Here is a 20,878-nt window from a genome sequence, read left to right on the forward strand (position 1 = left end):
AGTGACCGCTCCGTCAACATACTTCGCTTTCCGCGGGCACGGCCTCAGCCTCCTCAGAAAGCAAAGACCGCGCTTTCTTGCGGGGTCTTCGGATCGTGCTGTTCCCGCAGGAGTCTACGTATGTTGACTACGCTAAAGCTTATCCATTTGATGAATAATCTTTCATTGTTCGTCTTTTCTATTAACAATTAATGTTGTTGTCTCAGCTTCTTCTAACTTAAAGAGACATATGCAATATTTGCAGTACGTCCTCTCTATTTAATTTTTTGAAGTTACCAAATTCGCCATTAACCATTGCTTTATCTGCAATAACCTCTAGCTTAGAGTCGTCAATATCATAATCAGCAAGGCGTTCAGGTGCACCAAGGTAGGACCAGAAAATACGCACTTTTTCAATTCCTTCAAGTGCAATTTCTCGGTCAGATTTCCCTGATGGATTAACATCAAATACACGAATCGCAAACTGTTTAAACCGTTCAACATTTTCATCTAGTACATGCATCATCCAGTTTGGGAAAAGAATCGCAAGTCCACCAGCATGAGGTATGTCATAGACGGCTGAAACAGCATGCTCAATGTTGTGACTTGCCCAATCACCACGAATCCCTACTTGAAGCGAGTTATTCAAGGCGATTGTACCAGAGTACAGAATCGTCTCGCGATGCTCGTAGCTTTCTAAGTCTACCAACAGCTTTGGTGCTGTTTCGATAACTGTTTTCAATAACCCTTCACACATCCGATCTAGGAGCGGGGTATTTGGCGTATTATGAAAATATTGTTCAAACGTATGCGACATCATATCAACTATGCCATAAATCGTATGATCCTTCGGCACGCTCATCGTATACGTTGGGTCCATAATCGAGAATTTTGGATAGACAAGCGGACTGTTCCATCCATATTTCTCTTGTGTTTCCCAATTTGTAATTACAGAGTTCGGATTCATTTCTGACCCCGTCGCCGCTAATGTTAGGACTGTACCAAGTGGAAGTGCTGTTTCTGGCTTAGCTTTTTTCGTAACAAAGTCCCATACATCGCCCTCAAATGGCGCTCCTGCTGCAATCGCCTTGGCACAATCAATAACACTGCCACCACCGACAGCTAACACAAACTCGATACCTTCAGCTTTACAGATTTCAACACCCTTATGTACAGTCGTCAAACGAGGATTAGGCTCAACACCAGTCAATTCATGCACTGATGCATCTATCTTCTTTAATTCAGCTAACACGCTGTCATATACACCATTCTTCTTAATGCTTCCTCCTCCATAAACAAGAAGCACTTTTTTTCCGTAGGAAGCAACTTCCTTCCCTAGCTTTTCAATTTGATCTTTACCGAAAATTAATTTAGTCGGATTGTAATAAACAAAGTTATTCAACTTCTCCACCTCCATCAAAAAATTAAGAAGCCCTTTATTATTATGAACGTACTAAAAAATAAAAGTAAAGCAATATACATTTTGTTAAAAAATGAATGAATAAATAACCATATCAATTCGCATGATATCAAGTGAACGATGAAATTTAAGGAGGCAATAATATGAGTGGTTTACAACGTACAGCACTTGCACTTGTTATTATCGGTGCAATCAACTGGGGACTTATTGGTTTCTTCAGATTTGACTTAGTCGCAGCAATCTTCGGAGGACAAGACGCTGCTCTTTCACGCATCGTCTATGGCCTAGTAGGCATCGCAGGCCTCTACGCCCTTACACTTCTATTCAAACCAGACCAAGAACTAGAACGCGCCCCAGAACCAAGCCGTTAATACGAAAAGCGGAGGCGCCTTGCTCAGGGGCGACAAGCATAAGACAGAATGCGGAGAGGACCGCTTTTTGTCCTCGCAGCAGGCTGACTTATGACCTCGAGCCCCTAGGCGCCGCAGCTGGATCAAAGGAACGCTGGCTAAGAACGTCACGTCCTGTGACAACGCCTGCACTAGCACATCCTGTGCGTCGAAAGCGGAGGCGCCTTGTTCAGGGGCGACAAGCATAAGGCAGAATGCGGAGAGGACCGCTTTTTGTCCTCGCAGCAGGCTGACTTATGACCTCGAGCCCCTAGGCGCCGCAGCTGGATCAAAGAAAAGCGGAGGCGCCTTGCTCAGGGGCGACAAGCATAAGGCAGAATGCGGAGAGGACCGCTTTTTGTCCTCGCAGCAGGCTGACTTATGACCTCGAGCTCCTAGGCGCCGCAGCTGGATCAAAAAAGGAAGGCGTCCACATGGACACCTTCCTTTTTCACCTTAATTACTTCTTAAGGAATTTTTTACGGTCTGAAGACTGGTCAATCCACTCTTCCAGCTTGTCTTTCAATGTGTTGAAACCAGCTGGAGTTGTTTCTTCTTCCTGCTTCTTCGCATTGTTTTGACGCTTAGGACGACGCTCTTTCTTTTCCTCTTGTTTTGGAGGCTCTTGTGTTGCACGAATTGATAGGCTGATTTTGCCTTTTGCTTCGTCAACTGAAAGAACTTTCACGTTTACTTCATCACCGATTGAAAGATGCTCATTTACATCTTTTACATAGCCATGAGTAATTTCAGAAATATGGACAAGACCTTGAGTCTCTTCATCCAAAGCAACGAACGCACCGTATGGTTGAATACCAGTTACCTTACCTGTTAATACACTTCCAACTTGATATTTTTCTGCCAATGGAAACACTCCCAATTTTTCGTTTTTGCGCAATTTTAGATTATAGCACAAGTCGGGAAATAATGCAAAGAACTGTTTGTCTTTCTGGATGCTTCAAGCTTGCTTGCTACGTGCATAATAAATTGATAATATTTCTTAAAATATTGTCACTGCATCGGTAGCCAAGATACCTTCCAAATACCTTGATCATTCTTCAATAATCGAAAGTACTTTGGCTCCTGCTCTTCAGTTAGGATTATTTTCACAACTCGTGTTTGCTCATCAATTGATTCTGTATCAATTGAATCAATTTGTTCATTAATTGATTTCCAGTCAACTGAAGGAACTTCATTCACTGAGCTCATATATTCATCCTTCGCAGGAACATAATAATTGTTACCATGCATATATAACGCATACTTTGTTTCAATATCATTGATTTCTTCTGCATGTACATATAGACGCATCACATCAAGCGGACTTAACCCTTTTAACTTGGCTTCATCCTTAGAACTTGCAAATTCCCTATATACGCTTGATAAGTCATCTCCTAGTGGAAGAAGCTTTTCTTCTGATTCGGATTGTTTTGGTGATTGAATTGAAACTCGCTGACTTAATCCTCCGATAACATAGGAAGAAGACTCTTTCGAACGTACAAATTGATTTTTTTGCAGGATATCATAATAACCTTTAATTGTATAGTATGTTTGTTGATTATCGTACATTTGCATAAAACGTTCATAGCTGTCTTTCACTTCCGGTAGTAACTTTCCATTCGAATCAAATACAGGTGAATTATCTATCCCAAAAAGATAATAGGTTAAAAATTGGTAATAATATTGATGCAAATCAGGACTCTTACTGAAAGTAGGATTTCTCATCATAAAATCCTCAAGATTGATAATACGATCAGCTAATTCATCCCAACTAATTGTTAACGTTCCATCAGATACGACATTAAGGTTTTGGCGAATTGCAAAATAATCATTTATTTGTGCAGATAATTCATCATACAATTGCTTCTGCATCCATTTATAATTTATTGCAATCCCGAGCATTCCTTCTCCATTTTCCACAAAGACAAGACCATTTTTCTGAACAAATTCTGCAAAATGACGAACTTGAGCATTTTCTATCGTACTTGGTTCATTCAAACGATGAATTAACTTATCTTGCGGAATAGAGGAAACCTGCTGACGGAAATTCTTTTCCTGCCATTCAACGATCAAAATTTCACTTAATTGTTGTTGTTTTTCTAAAATATCAAGAAGCTGTTCTTCGCTCTCATACCACTCAGCTCCATTTTTTTCAAAGGCTTGAAGATTGGCTGCTGGAATATTCAATTTATAATCTAGATACGCTTTTGCATCTTTCTCAATTCCCTTTGACGTCTTCTTATCCCCAACATATAGCATATCTCCATGTTCATAAATGGTATATAAATTCTCATTCACTTGTTGTACAACCTGGTCGACATAATCTATTTGCTCTAAATTTGTTAACGTTGTCATGCTTCTTAATTGCTCAAGCTTCTTGTCAATATGAGTATTGATTTCCTCTTTAATAAGAGCTTTTTCTTTGTCTGTCAGCTGGTCAGCCTCCTCTTTCGCTGAAAGAACTTCTGACCCTTCCTTACTTAGCTGCCCATCATTTTGTGGAAGAATATATTGAGCACCTAATATGCATGCAATTAAAATAACAGCAACACTACTGACAATAGAAGGAAGCTTTGAGAAACGCATCTTCTTACATCGCTTCTTCTCTTGTGTAAAGACATAATTAGTTACCTTATCAGCAGATGTTGAAGAAGGCATTTTTTCATATTCATCTTTTAATTTATTTAGGCGTTTTTCTAATAATCGATCATCCATGATGCTCACCACCTTCTGCTTGTTCTTTCAACAGCTTCTTCAACATTTGTTTGGCCCGTAGCATACGGGTTTTCACAGTCGGAAGGCGGACATCTAATATATGGGCAATTTCATCGTATTTTTTGTCATGAAAATAAAACAATAAGATCGGTAGTCGATATTTTTCGTCCAGCCTTTGGATGCATTGATGCAACACCCTGTCATCTTCATCCTGCAAAATGTATTTTTCCACAGGAGGTTGGTCCTCTGTACGTTCTTTTTTAATCTTGACGACTTTTCGAAGGTTTTGCGACTTCTTCCTTGCCATATCACGTGTAACGTTTAATGTGATTTTATAAAGCCAAGTCGAAAATTTATTTTGAGAAAACTGATCTAGAAACCTGTATACCCTCAGGAAGACTTCCTGTACGATATCGTCGACTTCGTGATGTGGATTTCCTAGCTGAAAGGCAAAACGTTCGACAGTTGGGTAATACATTTCAACAAGCTGCTGAAACGCTTGGCGGTTCCCATTTTTTGCTTTTATTATGAGTTCTTCTTCCGACATTCCCTTGCTCCCCCTCTCACCTCATTAAACGCATTTATCCTTTTATTTGTTTCATTGCCTCTAAGAATTTTTTCCCAAGTTGACAAGCAAGCAAGGACATTTTATAGTGAAAAAATCGTTTAAACTTGACAAGTAAAAAATGAAACAGTTACAGCAAAGGAGTGGTACAGCTATGACAAATCATGAACAATGGTCCTCAAAGATTGCTTTCATTCTTGCTGCAGCCGGTTCAGCAATCGGCTTAGGGGCAATTTGGAAGTTCCCATATATGGCCGGAATGAATGGTGGAGGCGTCTTTTTCCTTTTGTTCTTAATTTTCACAATTTTCCTTGGAGCTCCAATGCTTCTCGCAGAGTTTGTAATTGGACGCCGCTCTCAGAAAGATGCGGTGGATTCATATCGTACACTGGCTCCGAATAGTAAATGGCACTATGTCGGCTATTTAGGAGTTGTAACGTCCTTTCTATTACTTTCATTCTACAGTGTCGTTGGCGGATGGATTCTTTCTTACCTATTCCGTAGTCTCACAGGGCAACTAAGTAACTTATCAAATGATGGGTATGGTCAATTATTTAATTCCATTATTGCTAACCCGTGGGAAGTGCCGATTGCACAGTTTATTTTTATGCTCCTCACAATTTTCGTTGTACAAAATGGTGTTAAAAAAGGCATTGAAACAGCCAGCAAATATATGATGCCAGCACTATTTATTCTTTTCATTGTGCTTGTGATTCGCTCCCTTACACTTGAAGGGGCAATGGAAGGCGTTAAATTTTTATTAAGCCCTGACTTTTCAAAATTAACAGCTGAGACGGTGATTATGGCGTTAGGCCAAGCATTCTTTGCGTTAAGTGTTGGAATCTCAGTAATGGTAACGTACAGTTCTTACTTACCAAAATCAGAAAATCTTCCACGGTCAGTCACATCTGTTGTTTCGTTAAATATCTTGATTTCTTTATTAGCTGGACTAGCAATTTTCCCTGCTGTTTTCGCGTTAGGGTTTAATCCAAGTGCTGGACCTGAGCTTATTTTCATCATCTTTCCAGCTGTATTCGATAAAATTGCTTTTGGTGGTTTTTTCTTTGCCATTTTCTTAATTCTTTTGTTATTTGCAACATTAACATCAGCATTTTCAATTCTTGAAATTGTTGTTGCTTCTGTGGCAAAAGATGATACAGAGAAAAGACGGAAAAGCTCTTGGATTATTGGCTTACTCGTATTTATTACAGGTATTCCTTCAGCCCTTTCATTCGGGTTGCTTGGAGAATTCACACTGTTCGGTAAGGTTTGGTTTGATTTCGCAGACTATCTTTGCAGCAACATCTTGCTTCCACTAGGCGGCTTATTAATTGCTTTGTTTGTAAGCCGGCGTATGTCCAAGGAAAGTCTATTTGCTGAGGTAAATGAAGGCGGTACAATGAGCGCCTCATTGTTTGCAATCTGGTATAACGCTGTTCGATACCTACTGCCTATTGGCATTATTCTCATCTTCCTTAATGCAGTTGGGCTGATTTAAAATATACCAAAAAACGCTTGCCCAATGATTCTATTAGGCAAGCGTTTTTTGCGTTTAAAAGGAGGTTATACTGGTTAAAGTATTAATGTATAAACAGTATTCCCCCCTATTTTTGCAAAGCTACGTATGTGGCTTTGCTTTTTTTATACAGGCGCTTTTCTATTTGGCTAGCTTCAAGCGCCATCGGCTCGAGGTCACAAGCCATTCACTTCTGAAGGCAAAGAGCGCCTTCGACAGTGCTCGTCTTGTGCTTGTCGCCGATAACCGGGCGCTTTCCGCTTTTCTAGCTTCCGGTTTTTGCTTTGATGGTTGGCTTTACGTTGATTTTCTCCATAAAGCGACCCATTCGTTTAATTGCTTCTTGTAATTGTTCAATTGATGATGCATATGAACAACGCAAATGACCTTCACCGCCGGCGCCAAACACATTACCAGGAACAACGGCTACACGTTCTTCTTTTAATAGATTTTCAGCGAATTCTTCGCTTGTCATGCCCGTTTGCTTAATTGAAGGGAATGCATAGAACGCGCCGCCAGGCATATGACAGTCCATACCAATTTCATTTAATGAATTAACAAAGTAGTTACGACGGCGGTAGTAATCTCTCCGCATCTTTTCAACATCTTCTTGACCATGTCGAAGCGCCTCTAATGCTCCATGCTGAGCCATCGTAGGGGCACACATCATTGCATACTGATGAATCTTCAGCATCGATTGCAATATCTCTGCAGGAGCAGCTGCATAACCGAGACGCCATCCTGTCATCGCAAAGCCTTTCGAAAATCCATTAATTAAAATCGTCCGTTCAAACATTCTTGGTAAAGAAGAAAAACTACAATGTGGGTCGTCATAGCTTAGTTCTGAATAAATTTCATCAGAAATGACGACAAGGTCATACTTCTCTACGATTTCTGCAATTGCAGACAGCTCTTCTTTATTTAGAATCGAGCCTGTCGGATTATTTGGAGTACATAGCATAATTCCCTTAGTACGCTCTGTAACAGCTTCTTCAATTTGTTCTGGTTGAAGCTTGAACTCATTTTCACTCGTTGTTGCTACTGAAACAGGCTTACCTCCAGCTAAAGAAACGAGCGAGCCGTATGAAACGAAGCTTGGTTCAACAATAATTACTTCATCACCAGGGTCTACAATTGCCCGTAACGCTAAATCTAATGCTTGTGAAGCTCCAACCGTGACAAGAATTTCTTCCTGTGCTGAGTATTGTACTCCATAAGACTGCAACAAATATTGAGAAATAGCCTCACGCAATTCCAACAAGCCTGCATTTGCTGTATAAGCTGTAAATCCATCTTCCAATGATTGAATACTTGCTTCACATACAGACCATGGTGTGACAAAATCAGGCTCTCCAACACCAAGAGAAATGACGTCATCCATGCTTGCCGCTAAATCAAAAAAACGACGAATACCAGACGGCTTCAATTCTTGGACAGTCTTCGATAAGTATGTTCCACTCATGGTGACACCACAATTCTGCGATCTTTTTCTTTTTCAGCAAAAATCGTTCCGTCATGCTTATATTTTTTCATAATAAAATGAGTCGTAGTTGATAAGACAGAATCCAATGTTGATAGCTTTTCTGAAACAAAGCGCGATACTTGGTGAAGTGTTTTTCCTTCTATGATAACGGACAAATCATATGCCCCAGACATCAAATAGACTGACTTCACTTCATCAAAACGGTAAATTCTTTCGGCAATATCATCGAACCCGACATCTCTTTTTGGTGTAACTTTCACGTCAATCATTGCTGTTACACCTTGCTGGACATTCACTTTTTGCCAATCAACAACTGTTGAATATTTTAAAATGACTTTCTCCTCTTCTAACTGTGAAATCATTTTTTCAATTTCAGCGTCCGTACAATCAAGCATCTTTGCTAGATCTGAGATTGGCAACCGTCCATTCTTCTCTAATACTTCCAGTAGCTCAAGTTCCTTTTCCCCCATGTTAACGAACATCCTTTCCTAACTGATTTCAATACGATGAATAAAAGATTTTCTACCCATTATAGCAGAAAATACTGATAATTTAAGCTTCATTAATGGAATTTTCTCATAGCTTTTATATAACAGATTATTTTTTGCTGAAAACAAAGGGATTAACGGCCTAATTCTTTCCACAATTTATAAAAATAAGCTGTATTTTGCTGAACAGCAGAAGCATCCTTCGCTTCAATGGCACCTTTCATTTGATAGATTGAAGCTGTAACGTCATTAATCGATTCCCTCTCCACACTATATTGAATTCGGTTTACGACTTTTTCCCAGGCCTTTGTTAAATATTCAGCTTTTTCTTCTGCACGCTCCCAATTTTTTTGTTTTGCTTCCGCTTCAATTGCTTGGACAGCCTCTAATACTTGGTCATTTTTACTATAAGAGTCCTTCACCCACTGTCCACTTGTCATCACGACAATACTTACAACTATAAATAACCCTGAAATGATATAGATAAGAAGATGCTTCATGCCATCACCTTTATACATTAATATGCTTATTGTTCTTCACTGTTCAAATAAGGATCACTTTGAAGTTGATCTTTAAATCTGTCCACATACAGCTTGTTGTTAGGCAATAGTGCGGCATAAGCCACTTCGCTAATTTGCCTCACACCTTGCTTATGTAGTTCATCTAACAGCCAATGTACCTCTTTATTACGTTTATGAAGGTTTCCTTGTAGAATTAACCCATCATAAATGACATCTGTACTTAACCCTGTTTCGTTAACAGTTAAAGATAGATCCTTTGGAGTAACTGAACGATATTCTCCTTTTAATAAAACTGATAACTTTCCATTCGGTTCCATTACCCCATATTGAACTTGCGTTATATCAAAGATATCTTTCTGCCTCAACAAAACGAGTAATTCATCCCGGGTGACACGCATCTTTTTCAAATTCTCCTCTAGCATCTTTCCTTCCTGTAAAACGATGATTGGATCAGATGCGACCACCTTTGCTAATCCTCTGTTCTTTAAACCAATTAATTGCAATGTAAAAGCAATCGCAATAAATGTTGTTAATCCGACCCAGTGAACCCACGCCTTCGTTGATAGGTCAGTTGCTAATGCTCCGCCAATCGAGCCGATCGTAATGCCGTTTATATAATCAAAGAAAGATAAATTTCCCATCTGCTGCTTTCCCAGCAACCTTGCATAAATAAGCAATGAAAAGAACGTAATAAACGAACGGACAATGACAACAATTGTTTCATCCATAGCTTTGTTTCCACCCCTACATGACACCTTATTGTCTTATCATTCGTAAAAAACTGCTTGTACATGCAAAACGTTCCCTATAAAATACAATACAAGAGTTATAAAAATAATCTATTTAAAGTAAAAATAACCAAACGTTATACCTATTTTTTATTTTAGGAAGGTACATAAGGAGGAAAAATAATGCATTATGAAACGTATATGTTAAAAGGAAGCTTAGAAAATGAAAAAACAGCAACACAGTTAAAATACTCACTAAATGCTTGGGCGGAGGAAGGCTTCACTCTTCATACAATTATTCCGCAAGTGGTTGAAGGAACAACACAAGGCCATTTATTAATCTTCGTAAAAAGCAAATAGAGAAGCGGGCATCTGCCTGCCTCTCTATTTCATTTGTGGCAATTGAACCGTGACGGTGGTACCTTTCCCTTCTTCACTGTCAATATGCCATTTGCCATTATGCTTTTGAATAATATTCTTCACTATTCCAATTCCCAGGCCTGTCCCTCCACTTTCTCGAGAGCGTGCTTTATCAACTCGATAGAATCGTTCACCAATACGGTGGAGGCTTTCCTGTGGAATACCGACTCCTGTGTCCTCTACAGACAAACGACAATATTCAGTCCCTTCTGTTAAACGAACGGTGATAGCCCCTCCTGAGGGTGTATATCGTATTGCATTATCTACAATATTATGAATAACTTGCTCCAGCCTGTCTTCGTCTCCTAGCACAATAACATCAGGGTTCAAGTCTGTTTTGAGCTTTAAGTTTTTTTCGACCAAAGGATGCTCGAACTTTTCTAACGTATCTTCAATCAGTTGAGCGAAAACAAGTGGGGTCTTCTCTAGCGGAAACAGATCACCTTCCATTTTCGCTAGTTCTAATAAATCATGGACAAGCCGCTGCATTCGCTTCGCTTCTCGATGAATAATTCCAAGATACTTCTTCTGGTCTTCTTTCGATTCAACAATTCCATCCTTTAAGGCTTCGCTATAGCCTTTCAAATAACTAATCGGTGTTCGCAGCTCATGTGAAACATTGCCTAAGAATTCTTGTCTTCGTTCATCTTCTTCTTTCAATGCATCTGCCATTTGGTTAAACGCCTTGCCCAGTCGGCCTATTTCATCATTTGTCGTAATTGGCACCTTCTCTCGAAACTGTCCTTGTGACATTTGATATGCGATCCGTTCCATCCTTTTGAGCGGGCTAGTTAATTTCTTAATAATCACTCTGCCAATTAATAAAATAGCGATTGTAAATAACGCTCCGATTCCAATAATCAGTAACCGTGCTTCTTGAAAGATTTCATCAACCGTTGCAAGCGGGATATATAAGTAGATAATACCTTTTAAACGATTTTCATCGAGAAGCGGCATAATCACACCCATTATTTGCCGATTAAAACGCTCCTCATAGCCAAGTTTTGTAATCACTTTGCCATTTACAAGCTCTCTTCGCTCTTTCTCGCCAATAATGGATTGGTAATCAATGTCGAACGGCAAACAAGCACTTAATTCACGAGGGTTATTGACAAGAAATACTTCTGCCTCTGACACTTTGTTATACCATTCAACCTTTTCTTGAAGGTCAGGGGAAATGTCACCACCCGTATACTCTGCTGCAAGCGCATCTGCTTCATTGCGCAAGGATGACTCCATTTGTTCGACATATAATTTTTTATAAAATATATTTGTTCCTGCATAAGCGACAATTACGGCAGCTACTACCATAAGGATGACAGTTAACCAAAGCTTTTGATTTAATGAAAATGTCAAAGAGAATCGCCTTTTCATTACGCAACCTCAAATTTATAGCCAATTCCCCAAACTGTTTGGATATAGTCCCCTGCTTCGTTCAGCTTAAGCCGTAATGTCTTCACGTGCGTATCAACTGTCCGTGGGCTACCAACATAATCGTACCCCCACACCCGTTCAAGAAGTTGATCTCTTGTTAAAGCTTGTCCTTCATGAACAGTGAAAAAGATTAATAACTCATATTCTTTTAAGGTAAGTGTAATCTGTTGGCCATTCACTTTCACTTGTCTTCCCTTTTCATTAATTTCAAGGCTCCCGTACTGTTTATAATCGGTAGGTTGTTGTTTTGCATAGACATTTGTACGTCGTAATACTGCTTCAACACGAGCCGTTAATTCCTGATGACTAAATGGCTTTACGATATAATCATCCGCTCCAAGCTTCAATCCATGCACACGATCCCATTCATCGCCACGGGCTGTGAGAAAAATAATTGGAATATTTGACGTTTCGCGAACTTTCATACAAAAGCGGAACCCATCTAAATTCGGCATCATAATATCAAGTAAAATTAGATCAACTTTTTCTACTTTCATCACCTGCAAAGCCTCTTCTCCATCCCCTGCTTCCAAACATACATAGCCAGCTCTTTCAAGATACATGCTAACTAGCTCTCTCATATCTGGTTCATCATCAACAATTAAGATAACTGGTTGCTCCATTAGTTCTCCCCTCCCCACACTAACAATTGAAATGGTCCTTCACCTGTTTGCATCGTTGCCTTTTTCTTCATTGTATCCGAATCCACTACTTGAATTTCATTGCTGTCATAACCTGCAATATAGATCTTTCTTTTAGATGTTGTTAACGTAAAAGGGTTTGCCCCTACCGTAAGCGTTTCCTTTATTTCTTTTGTAGCTGGATCAATTTTTCGCAATGTGTTTGACCCATGACTTAGTGCAAAAATATCCTCGTCTGCTTGTGCAAAAGCAACAGGCATAACAGGTGCCTCGATTTCTGAACTAATTCGTCCTTGTTCTAGTGAAAGCACGGAAATCTTATTCTGAACTTCCACACCTGCTCCATGCCCTCCAAACCAAAGCTCCTGTTGGTCTTCTAATAAAATCAGCCCTGTTGCCGCTTCTTTTGCCGGAAGCTTACGAACAACGTTACGTGCCTGAACATCAATGACATCAATTTCGGCCTTTTCAAAATGAAGAACATATAACTCTCCTCCTGTCTTGCTCTCAACCATTGAGAGCGGGGCCTTTCCGACTGAAACCGCACCTTTTTCCCGGCCCTCTAAATCAAAGAAGCGGATTTGACTTTCACTCTCATCAGCAACATAAAACTGTTCTCCACGATGAGAAAGCCGGACATTTGTTATTCCCTTTCCTGTTTCCCACTTTTCAACCTGCTTTCCTGTCGTTAAATCATATACATAAACTTGCTCTAATCCCTTTCCATATAAAAGAACCTTTTCTCCATCTGGAAAAAGCTCAGCACCTGTTAATGGAAAAGGCAAGTCCCATGTAGCAAGTTCTTTATACTCAGATACATCAAAAAACGACAAGCTGCTATCAAAAACATTTACACTAATCAGCACTTCTTCTTCAGGTGATAGTGCTTCATATTGTTCCTGATTACATCCAGTTAATATTCCGATTAATAAGCTGAAGTACAGTACAGCTTTCTTCATCCGCATCTCCCCATTTAACAAGGTCATTTTTCAATTATTATACGCTTTAAATGTGAGGAAAAAATGAAGTTCATTCGAAAGATTTCTTTTTTCCCATATACCTTTCACACACTTCTCTCACATCTGCCTGCTACATTCATTGTTAAGAACAATCTATTCATTTCAAGGGGGAAAAAACATGCAGGGTAAGGTATTAGTCGGTACAGCTTTAGTGATAGCACTTCTTACAGGATGTGCCCAACAGAATACAGAAGAGGCTGCTCCTCAAACAGAGCAAAATGAGCCAACTAACAGCCAACTAACAATCGCCGAAACGGATAACGAGCAACAAATAGCAATCCAGCCTCAAGAACCAGCAGAGGATGAAAAGTGCGCTTTCTGTAACATGAAGGTGTATCAAAAAGATGAAGAGATGGGTGCTTTCACAGCACAAATGGTGACAAAAGATGGTGAACATCTTTTCTTTGATGACTCTGGCTGTCTGCTGAACTATAGTCGAAAAACAGGCGAAGAGCCTCAAATTTCCTGGGTACGTGACCATGATACATTAGAATGGGTCAAGCTTGAGGAAGCAACGCTTGTAAAGGCTGACCTTAAAACACCAATGAAATATGAAATTGCCTTTTTCGCTTCGAAAGAAAATGCAGACAAATTCCTTGCAGATAACCCAGAGAAAAATGGCGAAATTATTATGCTCGATGCATTAGATACAGAGGCTGAACAACGGATGAAAAAGAAAATGGAAATGATGAAAGAAAAGAATGAAGGAATGGAAAGTGAAGGTCACGAGGGTCATATGCATGAATAGCAGTAAAGCGGGTTACTCATTAGAGCTACCCGCTTTTTTGTGTATGATGAATGGTTTGAAAGAAAATTTTTTCAAGTCCGCCTATTTCGTTGAACTTATCAATTGTTTGTATCGTAAGCAGCTGACCTTCATTCAAAAATGCTGCCCGGTCTGCTACTTCTTCAACATCATGCATAATGTGAGAGGTATAGATAATCGTTGTTCCACGCTTTTTCTCGTCTTGAATCATTTCTTTAAATCGATATACCCAGTATGGATCCATTCCGTTTGTCGGTTCGTCTAAGATTAATAACGGAGCCTGCGGTAACAGTGCTTGTGCTAAAGCGAGCCGTTGCTGCATGCCTTTTGAATACGTTTGTGTTTTATTATTCGCAGCTTCCAACAACCCGACCCTATCCAGCAACTCTTCAACTCTTTCAAGCGCAATACCTTGAAGCTTAGCAAAGTAAAGAAGGGTTTCATATCCTGTAAGTGTCGAGGGAAACAATGTATGGTCAGGCATGTACGAAAATAATCGCTTGTAGGAAACATTTCTCTGGGAAGGCTGGCTACCGAGCACATTTATTTCACCGCTTGTTGGCTTTAACTGCCCTGTTAAAATATTTAAAAACGTACTTTTCCCTGCTCCATTTCCTCCACATAAGGCAAAGCATTCACCACGATATACTCGAAAACTGACATCCTGCAAACGGCTTTTTTTCTTCGTCACCTTCTGAAGATTACTTACTTCTATTACTGTTTCCTTACTCATACTGAACACCTCGATTCAGGATCAAATACGAACATGCAAGCGGAAGAATAATCCAAGCTATGACCGACAGAATGAACAGCAATTGACCAACCGTACTTTCACTCCACACCGTTAAATCATATAAGTGAGGGCCAAAGATCGAGGCACTGTTCATCGCCACAATTGTCCATACCCTAATCAATTCGGCAGGGTTTAATAGAACAGATACCGTTAGGAGCGAAATAGCTGCCTGCTGCTGTACAATTGTCAGAAGCCCCATCACGATAAATTCATAAAACAATACAAAACCAGCCCAAGCAAACAAACTAAGTCCAAGAGCTTGAAGACGACTTTTTGAAATCATTCCTATTAAAAAACCAACAGCAAGAAACATTGATGCAAGCAGCAATGTAAAACTAAAAAATAGAAAATAAACCGAGGGCATAAAGGAGTCTGTTTGAAATAAGAAGACACCCGAAATGCCAAATCCAAAGCACACTGCACTCCCGACACCGATTAGCATTCCGATATATTTCCCAGTAAGAATGCTTCCAATTGAAACTGGATACGTTAATAAAAGCTTCAAATGCCCGTCTTCCTTTTCACCTGAAAGTGAAACTGCCCCTGTCATTAAAGACAATAATGGGACCAAAAAAAGCGAGCTATTCAACATTGAAGCTGTTAAGCGGTTAAACCCTGTAAAGCTGCTACCCTCATCCGTACCACCAAAAGTAATCATCATAAATGAAAGCAACGCAAACAACAAAGCGAAGCTTATGATCCATTTGCTTCTCATCATGACAGTCAGCTCTTGTTTTATTACCGTTCTAACTAGTTGAGTCATCACTAAAATCCCCAATCAAATGTCTTTAAGTCTTCATATTGGAGCAGTTTTCCTTTTTTCTGTTCTGCTATATATGCTTCTGCCTTTTCCTTAGAAGAGAATGAAACGACACCATAAGCCATCGGAGTCCAAAACTCCTCATCATATACATAAACAGCCTCATTCATCTTAATCCAATCACCGTCTTCTAAGTCTTTCACAAATGCTCCTGCAACATCTTCCTCGTCAATTTGCTTCTCCATATATTCCATCATACAACCCAAGTCATCAAAAATATGTGACTCCCCATTTTGTTCAACGATTTGCGTAGCAAAATCTGTATGAACAATCGACATTTGACAAACAACACATGCATCTACCTCTGGTTTTATCTCTCTTGGCTGTACTTCTTTTTCTTTTCCACATCCGCTCATTAACAGTAGTATTGCTCCTAATAGAAACAACCGTTTATACACGTTGCTTCCTCCTCCCACTATAAAAGATACCTAAACTCCCTAGAGTACTTATAACCCCAACAATGAATACTTCAAATGGAAAGGACCCTGGAACCGCCTCAGGTGTAGTTTTATATAAGTCATTTGGCGATACCGACGGCTTTTCTTCAATCAAAGAGCTTTCCTCTCGAACAGGGAGCATCCGAGAGATTCTTTGCTGAAGCATTAGCGCCGGACTTTCAAAATAAAATTGAAAATAAGGATTACGGTCTGTTAGAGCTTCACTCGCTTGATATGGGATTTCACCAAAGCCATCACCATTCAAGTCACCGCCGCGGTAGTCGTCCCAGTAGTTTCCGCTGCTTTCAATACGGACATCTTCCTTAATCGCTTTCTCTTGTAATTGAATGACATTCCCAATAACGTTATTTTTCATTAGGCTTGTATCAACATTTTCACCTGTCAGTTCGATTCCTACATGATTACCAGCAATGACATTCGAGCGTACTAAGCTGCCCTCCGAATATTGAAGAGCAAGGCCTGTACTGTTTGAAATTATTCGATTGTCTTGCAAGGTTACATCATCCGTTTCATACAACAAGACACCATAGCCTCGAAAGTGAAGGTTTTTTAGAATGTCATTATGAAAGATGTCAACATATTTCGTACTCATCACCATAAGGCCATTAATATTGTTAGAAAGCTTGTTTTCACTCACAGCGGCCTTCTCTGAAAACATTAAATGAACCGCATACCGTGCATTTGTTATCTCATTTTTCGTTACAGCTGTGTTTTTGGCAAAGTCAAAGTAAATCCCATCTTGAACATGCGATATATTATTCTCTGCAATTGTTGTATGTGTTGCATGAAAAAGATGAATCCCATTTCCCCGCTTTGAAAAATGTGTATCATCCCCAATAATCTGATTATCGATTATTTGTACAGCATCTGCTTTTGCAATGTAGATACCATAATGAACTCGTTGCAAGCTGTTAGATATAATTTGTGCTCGGTCTCCCTCTATCCGTATACCAGCCTCTTGTTTCAAACTGCCGCTATTTTGAATTTCAATATTTTCCAACCGAACGTTGGGTGCCTTAATTACAATAACGTTTCCTTCTCCTCCCCCATCAATTACTACACCTTGTTTCCCTTTAATTTTGAGTGATTTATTAATTTTGATTTTTTCATTATATACACCTGGAGTAAGAACAAGTTCATCCCCTTCTTTAGCAGAAGCGATCGCTCTTTGTAGAGCACCTTTCTCAGGCGTAACGCTTACCTCTTCTCCTTCAACAGGAGCAGGCATACACCAACTTATAACAACAAATAATATCGGTAAAATCAGCTTGTAAGTATGCGTCATACACCTTCCCCTTGCCTTATAAGATGCTGTTAGCATAGCAACTAAATGTGAGGAAAATACGAAATCCATGTGACGAACTCGCAAACTAAAAACGCTCTAAACGAAAAAAAAGAGTGAGAGGCTGTTAACCTTATCACTCTTCTGCTTTCTTTTCTTGTTCAGTTTGAATCTCTCCACACAACACGCGCTTGCCTCCGTCACCGGCAGGTTGTGTCATCCCGTCATCTGCATTCTCATGAATAACAAGGGCCGTGCCTCCTTCTTTCAATAAGGAGTTCTTCCCTTCTTTTAACGTAACATTCGGCGCCATAACATCTACTTTCACTTCTCCATCTTCATTTGCTTCAACATTCGGCAGATCACCTGCATGTGGTCCCTTTGGATTCAACAGTCCGTGCTCCATATCTTCTGGGTTATAATGAGCTCCAGCTGATTTAAAATCTGGTCCTTCACATGTACCTTCTTCATGAATATGAAAGCCGTGCCAACCGCTTTCCAACCCACTTACATCTAATTCTATCTTTACACCATCTGCTTTTTCTTGAAGTTTCGCCGTTCCAGCAGAATCACCATCTGTATTAAATAATTCCACTTCCAATGAAGAAGGGTGTTGATTTTTATTTGCACAAGCTGTTAATAGAATGAGAAGCATCCCAAATAGAAACACTCTTTGCATGATATACCTCCAGTCCTTCAAGTTGTTCCTTTGCATTATCTCCAAAAAAACACAAGTCTATAAGAAAACTGAAGGCCGAAACAAAAAACATTTAGAGGAATTTATCTATAAATACCAGCTCTTTCTCCAAAAAAAAGAAGCCGTTCAATGACGGCCTCTTTATTAATGAGAAGAATGGTTTGGTTGATTTTGTTTATCTTCAAGTTCGTAACCAAGCTGTTTTTCTAATTCTTTTGCTTTAACCATTTGGCGGTTTGAGATCTTCTTAAAAAGGATTACTGTTAAAACAGCAGCAACAACAATAATAAGAAGCATAATGACAGAAGGAATATACTCTAGCTTATTTTCCGGAAAATAAAGGTAGTCCCCCAAAGTTGCTGCGCCTCCTTCCACTTCAAATAAAAAGCACAATGTCGAACATTGCACTTTTCATTGTAACATATTTTCACAGCTGTCATAAAGAATCAACTTTATGATAAATTTCGTCCAAAAGTTGAACAACCTCTTGAGAAGCTTCATCTAGTAATTGAAAATCTTTTTCTAGATTTTCCTCATTCCTTGCTTTGATATCACGGAATATTTGCTTGGCAATGTCATGAACACGCTGATGTGGATCTTTTAACAATTTAAATGCCTGTAGTCCGGTGATTTCTGACTGACTGCGTTCCATCGCATCATACCATTTTCCGAGACGGCATTTATGTGCATCAACTAATTCAGATTCACTTATGTGGTGGTAACCTAGAGCTGCATTATAGAGCCACCACTTCCATAACTTATGCTCTGTCTTCACAATGCGTAAGATGTGCCTGTCTTGTAATGTTTGAATACTTTTAATTGAATCTCTTCTACTTTTATCTGTACGTACACTTGCCTCATAAACATTTTGTCCCATCAAATTTACACTTTCTTCGATATCATTTACATTTGTGAGTACTTCAAATATACGCTTGGAAATATCCTCTGTTGCAACAGACTGCTCTTCAGATATCGCTGCAATATTATTAATTTCTTTTCCAATACTCTGAATATTTGTGACGATTTGATCAATAGCAGAAAGAGAATCTTGTGCTTGCTCAACCCTCGTATTGAGTTGGTTTGACATATTATTAGACATATCACCAACATCCACCGCTTCTTTCACAATTCCTTGCATCGTTTCTGTAATTTTGTTAACAGATTTGGTCGTTTCTTCGGCTAACTTTCTTACTTCTTCAGCTACAACAGCAAAGCCCTTACCTTGTTCCCCAGCTCGAGCTGCTTCAATTGAAGCGTTTAATGCGAGCAGGTTTGTCTGCTCCGCAACACCGCGAATAAATTGCACAACATCAGCCACTTTTTTCATCTCATCAGAAAGCGTACTTATTTTTTCTTTCATATCCATGAAATCATCAGCCATTGTTAAGAAGCCTTTCAATGAGTTCTCAATGACCTCTTGTCCTTTGTTGGCCTGTTGTACGGTATTCTCTGTATTCTCAGCTACACCAACAGCAGCTTTGGCAACATCTTCAACGGAGGCAGTAAGCTGTTCTGCCGCTGTACTTACCCCTTCACTCTCGTGTTTCGTATGTTCTACTTTGTCAAGCACGTCTTTCACTTGATCAATGCCCATCATAATTTCCATCACTTGGCTTTGACCATCTACCACTTTAAAGTCATTTTCGCTTTGATAGGAGTCGAGGACAATTTGAGAGTCAAACGTAATAGCACGAAGCAAAGCAAGTAAGATATCAGCCATTTCACTAGGTTGATTACGATATTCACTAATAATCGCAGGGATTAAGTATTCATAGACTCGCATATAAGAACCTGTGTACCATTCAGGAGTTAACTTAATTTTACTATGTATTTGACCAATTTTCGCTCTACTTCTAATGTATCCAGCACCAAAATCAGCTTCTGGTATTGAACGAAGATATTGTACAAATGTCTTAGAAAGTCGGTCAACGGTGCTGTGTGTTTGGATAATCTCGTCTAATCCCCGAAACTGCTGAAGCATCTCATAATGACGTTCTGTGATCGGCTGAACATACTCTTCAATTAACGGAGTCAGTTTCTTCAGCTGCAACAAATCTTTTTGCCTCATTTGCAAGAAATTCAGCTTGTCTTGCGCACTCTCCATTGCATCGATATCCGTTTTTTGTAATGGATGAACATAACCTTCAACATTCACTTTCTTCGTAAAAAACACGCCCATTCCCCCTTAACTACCTCCCATAAGCTTCTAGAAACTGCCATTAAATATCTATGTTATAATTATCTCACAAGAAATTCACATTTTGTAAGAATTTTATAACATTATTTCAAAAAAATGTACTAAGCTGAGGTGTAAATTTAATGCAAACAGAACTTCAAATTGGTGATGTTGTCACAGGAATGTATAAGACAGGAAAATATATTGGTGAAATTACAGATATTCGCCCTCGTCATTATCTCGTTCGAATTCTTGCTGTTCTGAAACATCCGCAACAAGGAGACCTTCATAACCCGCAACAAGCAGATGTACCGCTTTTCCATGAGCGAAAAGCGCTTGCCTATCGGGAGCAAACAAATATGCTTAAGCAACAAGTGAAGCCCTATGAAGAAGAGGTTCCACCATACGACCAATCTCTTCGGCAAGCCCTCGATGAACAATTAGCAAAGCTCAAGACAGAAGAGACGCTATGGGCTGAACGTTCGATCACTAACCTTAAAGAGCTTGAAAAGGAATATTTTTCTTCTTAATAGTCTATGGGAATTATAGCATCTCATTAATTTTTTCA

23 protein-coding genes are annotated in these 20,878 nt (G+C 39.4%); 5 read left to right on the top strand and 18 right to left on the bottom strand.

The annotated features are described in order from the left end of the window. Positions 1-217 precede the first annotated feature (217 nt). Positions 218-1,381 carry an iron-containing alcohol dehydrogenase gene (locus LC040_14115; protein ID WLR50388.1) on the bottom strand — a complete coding sequence of 388 codons (1,164 nt, stop codon included), beginning with the start codon at positions 1,379-1,381 and terminating at the stop codon, positions 218-220. 161 nt (positions 1,382-1,542) lie between these two features. On the opposite strand from LC040_14115, the gene LC040_14120 reads away from it, so the two are divergent. Then, entirely contained in the window at positions 1,543-1,770 is a 228-nt protein-coding gene (locus LC040_14120; GenBank protein ID WLR50389.1) for a DUF378 domain-containing protein, read from the top strand. A 478-nt stretch (positions 1,771-2,248) separates the two neighbouring features. On the opposite strand, the gene yugI is transcribed toward LC040_14120, so the two are convergent. The 3 genes from yugI to LC040_14135 form a co-directional block, all read right to left on the bottom strand. Then, on the bottom strand, positions 2,249-2,653 hold the full coding sequence (gene yugI, locus LC040_14125) for a S1 domain-containing post-transcriptional regulator GSP13 (protein ID WLR50390.1): 405 nt from the start codon (positions 2,651-2,653) through the stop codon (positions 2,249-2,251). 146 nt (positions 2,654-2,799) lie between these two features. Beyond that, entirely contained in the window at positions 2,800-4,503 is a 1,704-nt protein-coding gene (locus LC040_14130) for a hypothetical protein (GenBank protein ID WLR50391.1), read from the bottom strand. Continuing rightward, positions 4,496-5,050 carry an RNA polymerase sigma factor gene (locus LC040_14135; protein ID WLR50392.1) on the bottom strand — a complete coding sequence of 185 codons (555 nt, stop codon included), beginning with the start codon at positions 5,048-5,050 and terminating at the stop codon, positions 4,496-4,498. Before LC040_14135 ends, LC040_14130 begins: the two co-directional genes overlap by 8 nt. Positions 5,051-5,222: 172 nt before the next feature. Between LC040_14135 and LC040_14140 the strand changes: the two genes are divergently transcribed. Further along, positions 5,223-6,566 (top strand): sodium-dependent transporter, encoded by a 1,344-nt coding sequence (locus tag LC040_14140; protein ID WLR50393.1) that lies wholly within the window; start codon positions 5,223-5,225, stop codon positions 6,564-6,566. Between the two features lie 283 nt (positions 6,567-6,849). On the opposite strand, the gene LC040_14145 is transcribed toward LC040_14140, so the two are convergent. The 4 genes from LC040_14145 to LC040_14160 all read right to left on the bottom strand — a co-directional run bounded on the left by LC040_14145 (position 6,850) and on the right by LC040_14160 (position 9,804). Further along, on the bottom strand, positions 6,850-8,046 hold the full coding sequence (locus tag LC040_14145; GenBank protein ID WLR50394.1) for an aminotransferase: 1,197 nt from the start codon (positions 8,044-8,046) through the stop codon (positions 6,850-6,852). Further along, entirely contained in the window at positions 8,043-8,537 is a 495-nt protein-coding gene (locus LC040_14150; protein WLR50395.1) for an Lrp/AsnC family transcriptional regulator, read from the bottom strand. The genes LC040_14145 and LC040_14150 overlap by 4 nt, the downstream gene beginning before the upstream one ends. Positions 8,538-8,689: 152 nt before the next feature. Beyond that, positions 8,690-9,055 (bottom strand): DUF4363 family protein, encoded by a 366-nt coding sequence (locus LC040_14155; GenBank protein WLR50396.1) that lies wholly within the window; start codon positions 9,053-9,055, stop codon positions 8,690-8,692. A gap of 26 nt (positions 9,056-9,081) precedes the next feature. Next, positions 9,082-9,804, bottom strand: coding sequence for a DUF421 domain-containing protein (locus LC040_14160; protein WLR50397.1), 723 nt, complete (start codon positions 9,802-9,804; stop codon positions 9,082-9,084). A gap of 183 nt (positions 9,805-9,987) precedes the next feature. On the opposite strand from LC040_14160, the gene LC040_14165 reads away from it, so the two are divergent. Further along, positions 9,988-10,164, top strand: coding sequence for a hypothetical protein (locus tag LC040_14165; protein ID WLR50398.1), 177 nt, complete (start codon positions 9,988-9,990; stop codon positions 10,162-10,164). A 24-nt stretch (positions 10,165-10,188) separates the two neighbouring features. Here LC040_14165 and LC040_14170 read toward each other — a convergent pair whose 3' ends face one another. Genes LC040_14170 through LC040_14180 form a run of 3 tightly spaced genes read right to left on the bottom strand, consistent with a single transcriptional unit; the run spans position 10,189 to position 13,258 of the window. Next, positions 10,189-11,598 carry an ATP-binding protein gene (locus LC040_14170; GenBank protein ID WLR50399.1) on the bottom strand — a complete coding sequence of 470 codons (1,410 nt, stop codon included), beginning with the start codon at positions 11,596-11,598 and terminating at the stop codon, positions 10,189-10,191. Then, positions 11,598-12,281 (bottom strand): response regulator transcription factor, encoded by a 684-nt coding sequence (locus tag LC040_14175; GenBank protein ID WLR50400.1) that lies wholly within the window; start codon positions 12,279-12,281, stop codon positions 11,598-11,600. The genes LC040_14170 and LC040_14175 overlap by 1 nt, the downstream gene beginning before the upstream one ends. Further along, positions 12,281-13,258: a YncE family protein gene (locus LC040_14180; protein ID WLR50401.1), complete on the bottom strand. Its 978-nt coding sequence runs from the start codon at positions 13,256-13,258 to the stop codon at positions 12,281-12,283. The genes LC040_14175 and LC040_14180 overlap by 1 nt, the downstream gene beginning before the upstream one ends. A gap of 178 nt (positions 13,259-13,436) precedes the next feature. On the opposite strand from LC040_14180, the gene LC040_14185 reads away from it, so the two are divergent. Next, positions 13,437-14,066, top strand: coding sequence for a nitrous oxide reductase accessory protein NosL (locus LC040_14185; GenBank protein ID WLR50402.1), 630 nt, complete (start codon positions 13,437-13,439; stop codon positions 14,064-14,066). Positions 14,067-14,091: 25 nt separating this feature from the next. Here the strand turns inward: LC040_14185 and LC040_14190 are convergent, their stop codons facing one another. The 7 genes from LC040_14190 to LC040_14220 form a co-directional block, all read right to left on the bottom strand. Beyond that, the gene (locus LC040_14190; protein WLR50403.1) at positions 14,092-14,817 is read right to left on the bottom strand and encodes an ABC transporter ATP-binding protein; all 726 of its coding nucleotides are present in this window, start codon (positions 14,815-14,817) and stop codon (positions 14,092-14,094) included. After that, positions 14,810-15,640: an ABC transporter permease subunit gene (locus LC040_14195; protein WLR50404.1), complete on the bottom strand. Its 831-nt coding sequence runs from the start codon at positions 15,638-15,640 to the stop codon at positions 14,810-14,812. Before LC040_14195 ends, LC040_14190 begins: the two co-directional genes overlap by 8 nt. 2 nt (positions 15,641-15,642) lie before the next feature. Next, positions 15,643-16,095, bottom strand: a complete 453-nt coding sequence (locus LC040_14200; protein ID WLR50405.1) for a nitrous oxide reductase accessory protein NosL — start codon at positions 16,093-16,095, stop codon at positions 15,643-15,645. Beyond that, positions 16,088-17,440: a nitrous oxide reductase family maturation protein NosD gene (nosD, locus tag LC040_14205; protein WLR50406.1), complete on the bottom strand. Its 1,353-nt coding sequence runs from the start codon at positions 17,438-17,440 to the stop codon at positions 16,088-16,090. Before nosD ends, LC040_14200 begins: the two co-directional genes overlap by 8 nt. A gap of 133 nt (positions 17,441-17,573) precedes the next feature. Then, a complete protein-coding gene (locus LC040_14210) occupies positions 17,574-18,116 on the bottom strand; it encodes a superoxide dismutase family protein (GenBank protein ID WLR50407.1) in 543 nt (180 codons plus the stop codon). Positions 18,117-18,278: 162 nt separating this feature from the next. After that, on the bottom strand, positions 18,279-18,488 hold the full coding sequence (locus LC040_14215; protein WLR50408.1) for a hypothetical protein: 210 nt from the start codon (positions 18,486-18,488) through the stop codon (positions 18,279-18,281). An 82-nt stretch (positions 18,489-18,570) separates the two neighbouring features. Beyond that, on the bottom strand, positions 18,571-20,307 hold the full coding sequence (locus LC040_14220) for a methyl-accepting chemotaxis protein (GenBank protein ID WLR50409.1): 1,737 nt from the start codon (positions 20,305-20,307) through the stop codon (positions 18,571-18,573). A 146-nt stretch (positions 20,308-20,453) separates the two neighbouring features. Here LC040_14220 and LC040_14225 point away from each other — a divergent pair, with 146 nt between their 5' ends. Next, positions 20,454-20,840 (top strand): kinase-associated lipoprotein B, encoded by a 387-nt coding sequence (locus LC040_14225; GenBank protein WLR50410.1) that lies wholly within the window; start codon positions 20,454-20,456, stop codon positions 20,838-20,840. Positions 20,841-20,878 lie beyond the last annotated feature (38 nt).

It is taken from the genome of Bacillus tianshenii, from assembly GCA_020524525.2.
Lineage (GTDB): Bacteria > Bacillota > Bacilli > Bacillales > Bacillaceae_N > Bacillus_AV.

What these genes read in the sequence shown, in the direction of transcription:
- LC040_14120 (WLR50389.1), top strand. Translation starts at nt 1,543, where the DNA reads ATGAGTGGTTTACAACGTACAGCACTTGCACTTGTTATTATCGGTGCA.
- LC040_14130 (WLR50391.1), bottom strand. Translation starts at nt 4,503, where the DNA reads ATGGATGATCGATTATTAGAAAAACGCCTAAATAAATTAAAAGATGAA.
- LC040_14135 (WLR50392.1), bottom strand. Translation starts at nt 5,050, where the DNA reads ATGTCGGAAGAAGAACTCATAATAAAAGCAAAAAATGGGAACCGCCAA.
- LC040_14140 (WLR50393.1), top strand. Translation starts at nt 5,223, where the DNA reads ATGACAAATCATGAACAATGGTCCTCAAAGATTGCTTTCATTCTTGCT.
- LC040_14145 (WLR50394.1), bottom strand. Translation starts at nt 8,046, where the DNA reads ATGAGTGGAACATACTTATCGAAGACTGTCCAAGAATTGAAGCCGTCT.
- LC040_14150 (WLR50395.1), bottom strand. Translation starts at nt 8,537, where the DNA reads ATGGGGGAAAAGGAACTTGAGCTACTGGAAGTATTAGAGAAGAATGGA.
- LC040_14155 (WLR50396.1), bottom strand. Translation starts at nt 9,055, where the DNA reads ATGAAGCATCTTCTTATCTATATCATTTCAGGGTTATTTATAGTTGTA.
- LC040_14160 (WLR50397.1), bottom strand. Translation starts at nt 9,804, where the DNA reads ATGGATGAAACAATTGTTGTCATTGTCCGTTCGTTTATTACGTTCTTT.
- LC040_14165 (WLR50398.1), top strand. Translation starts at nt 9,988, where the DNA reads ATGCATTATGAAACGTATATGTTAAAAGGAAGCTTAGAAAATGAAAAA.
- LC040_14170 (WLR50399.1), bottom strand. Translation starts at nt 11,598, where the DNA reads ATGAAAAGGCGATTCTCTTTGACATTTTCATTAAATCAAAAGCTTTGG.
- LC040_14175 (WLR50400.1), bottom strand. Translation starts at nt 12,281, where the DNA reads ATGGAGCAACCAGTTATCTTAATTGTTGATGATGAACCAGATATGAGA.
- LC040_14180 (WLR50401.1), bottom strand. Translation starts at nt 13,258, where the DNA reads ATGAAGAAAGCTGTACTGTACTTCAGCTTATTAATCGGAATATTAACT.
- LC040_14185 (WLR50402.1), top strand. Translation starts at nt 13,437, where the DNA reads ATGCAGGGTAAGGTATTAGTCGGTACAGCTTTAGTGATAGCACTTCTT.
- LC040_14190 (WLR50403.1), bottom strand. Translation starts at nt 14,817, where the DNA reads ATGAGTAAGGAAACAGTAATAGAAGTAAGTAATCTTCAGAAGGTGACG.
- LC040_14195 (WLR50404.1), bottom strand. Translation starts at nt 15,640, where the DNA reads ATGACTCAACTAGTTAGAACGGTAATAAAACAAGAGCTGACTGTCATG.
- nosD (WLR50406.1), bottom strand. Translation starts at nt 17,440, where the DNA reads ATGACGCATACTTACAAGCTGATTTTACCGATATTATTTGTTGTTATA.
- LC040_14210 (WLR50407.1), bottom strand. Translation starts at nt 18,116, where the DNA reads ATGCAAAGAGTGTTTCTATTTGGGATGCTTCTCATTCTATTAACAGCT.
- LC040_14225 (WLR50410.1), top strand. Translation starts at nt 20,454, where the DNA reads ATGCAAACAGAACTTCAAATTGGTGATGTTGTCACAGGAATGTATAAG.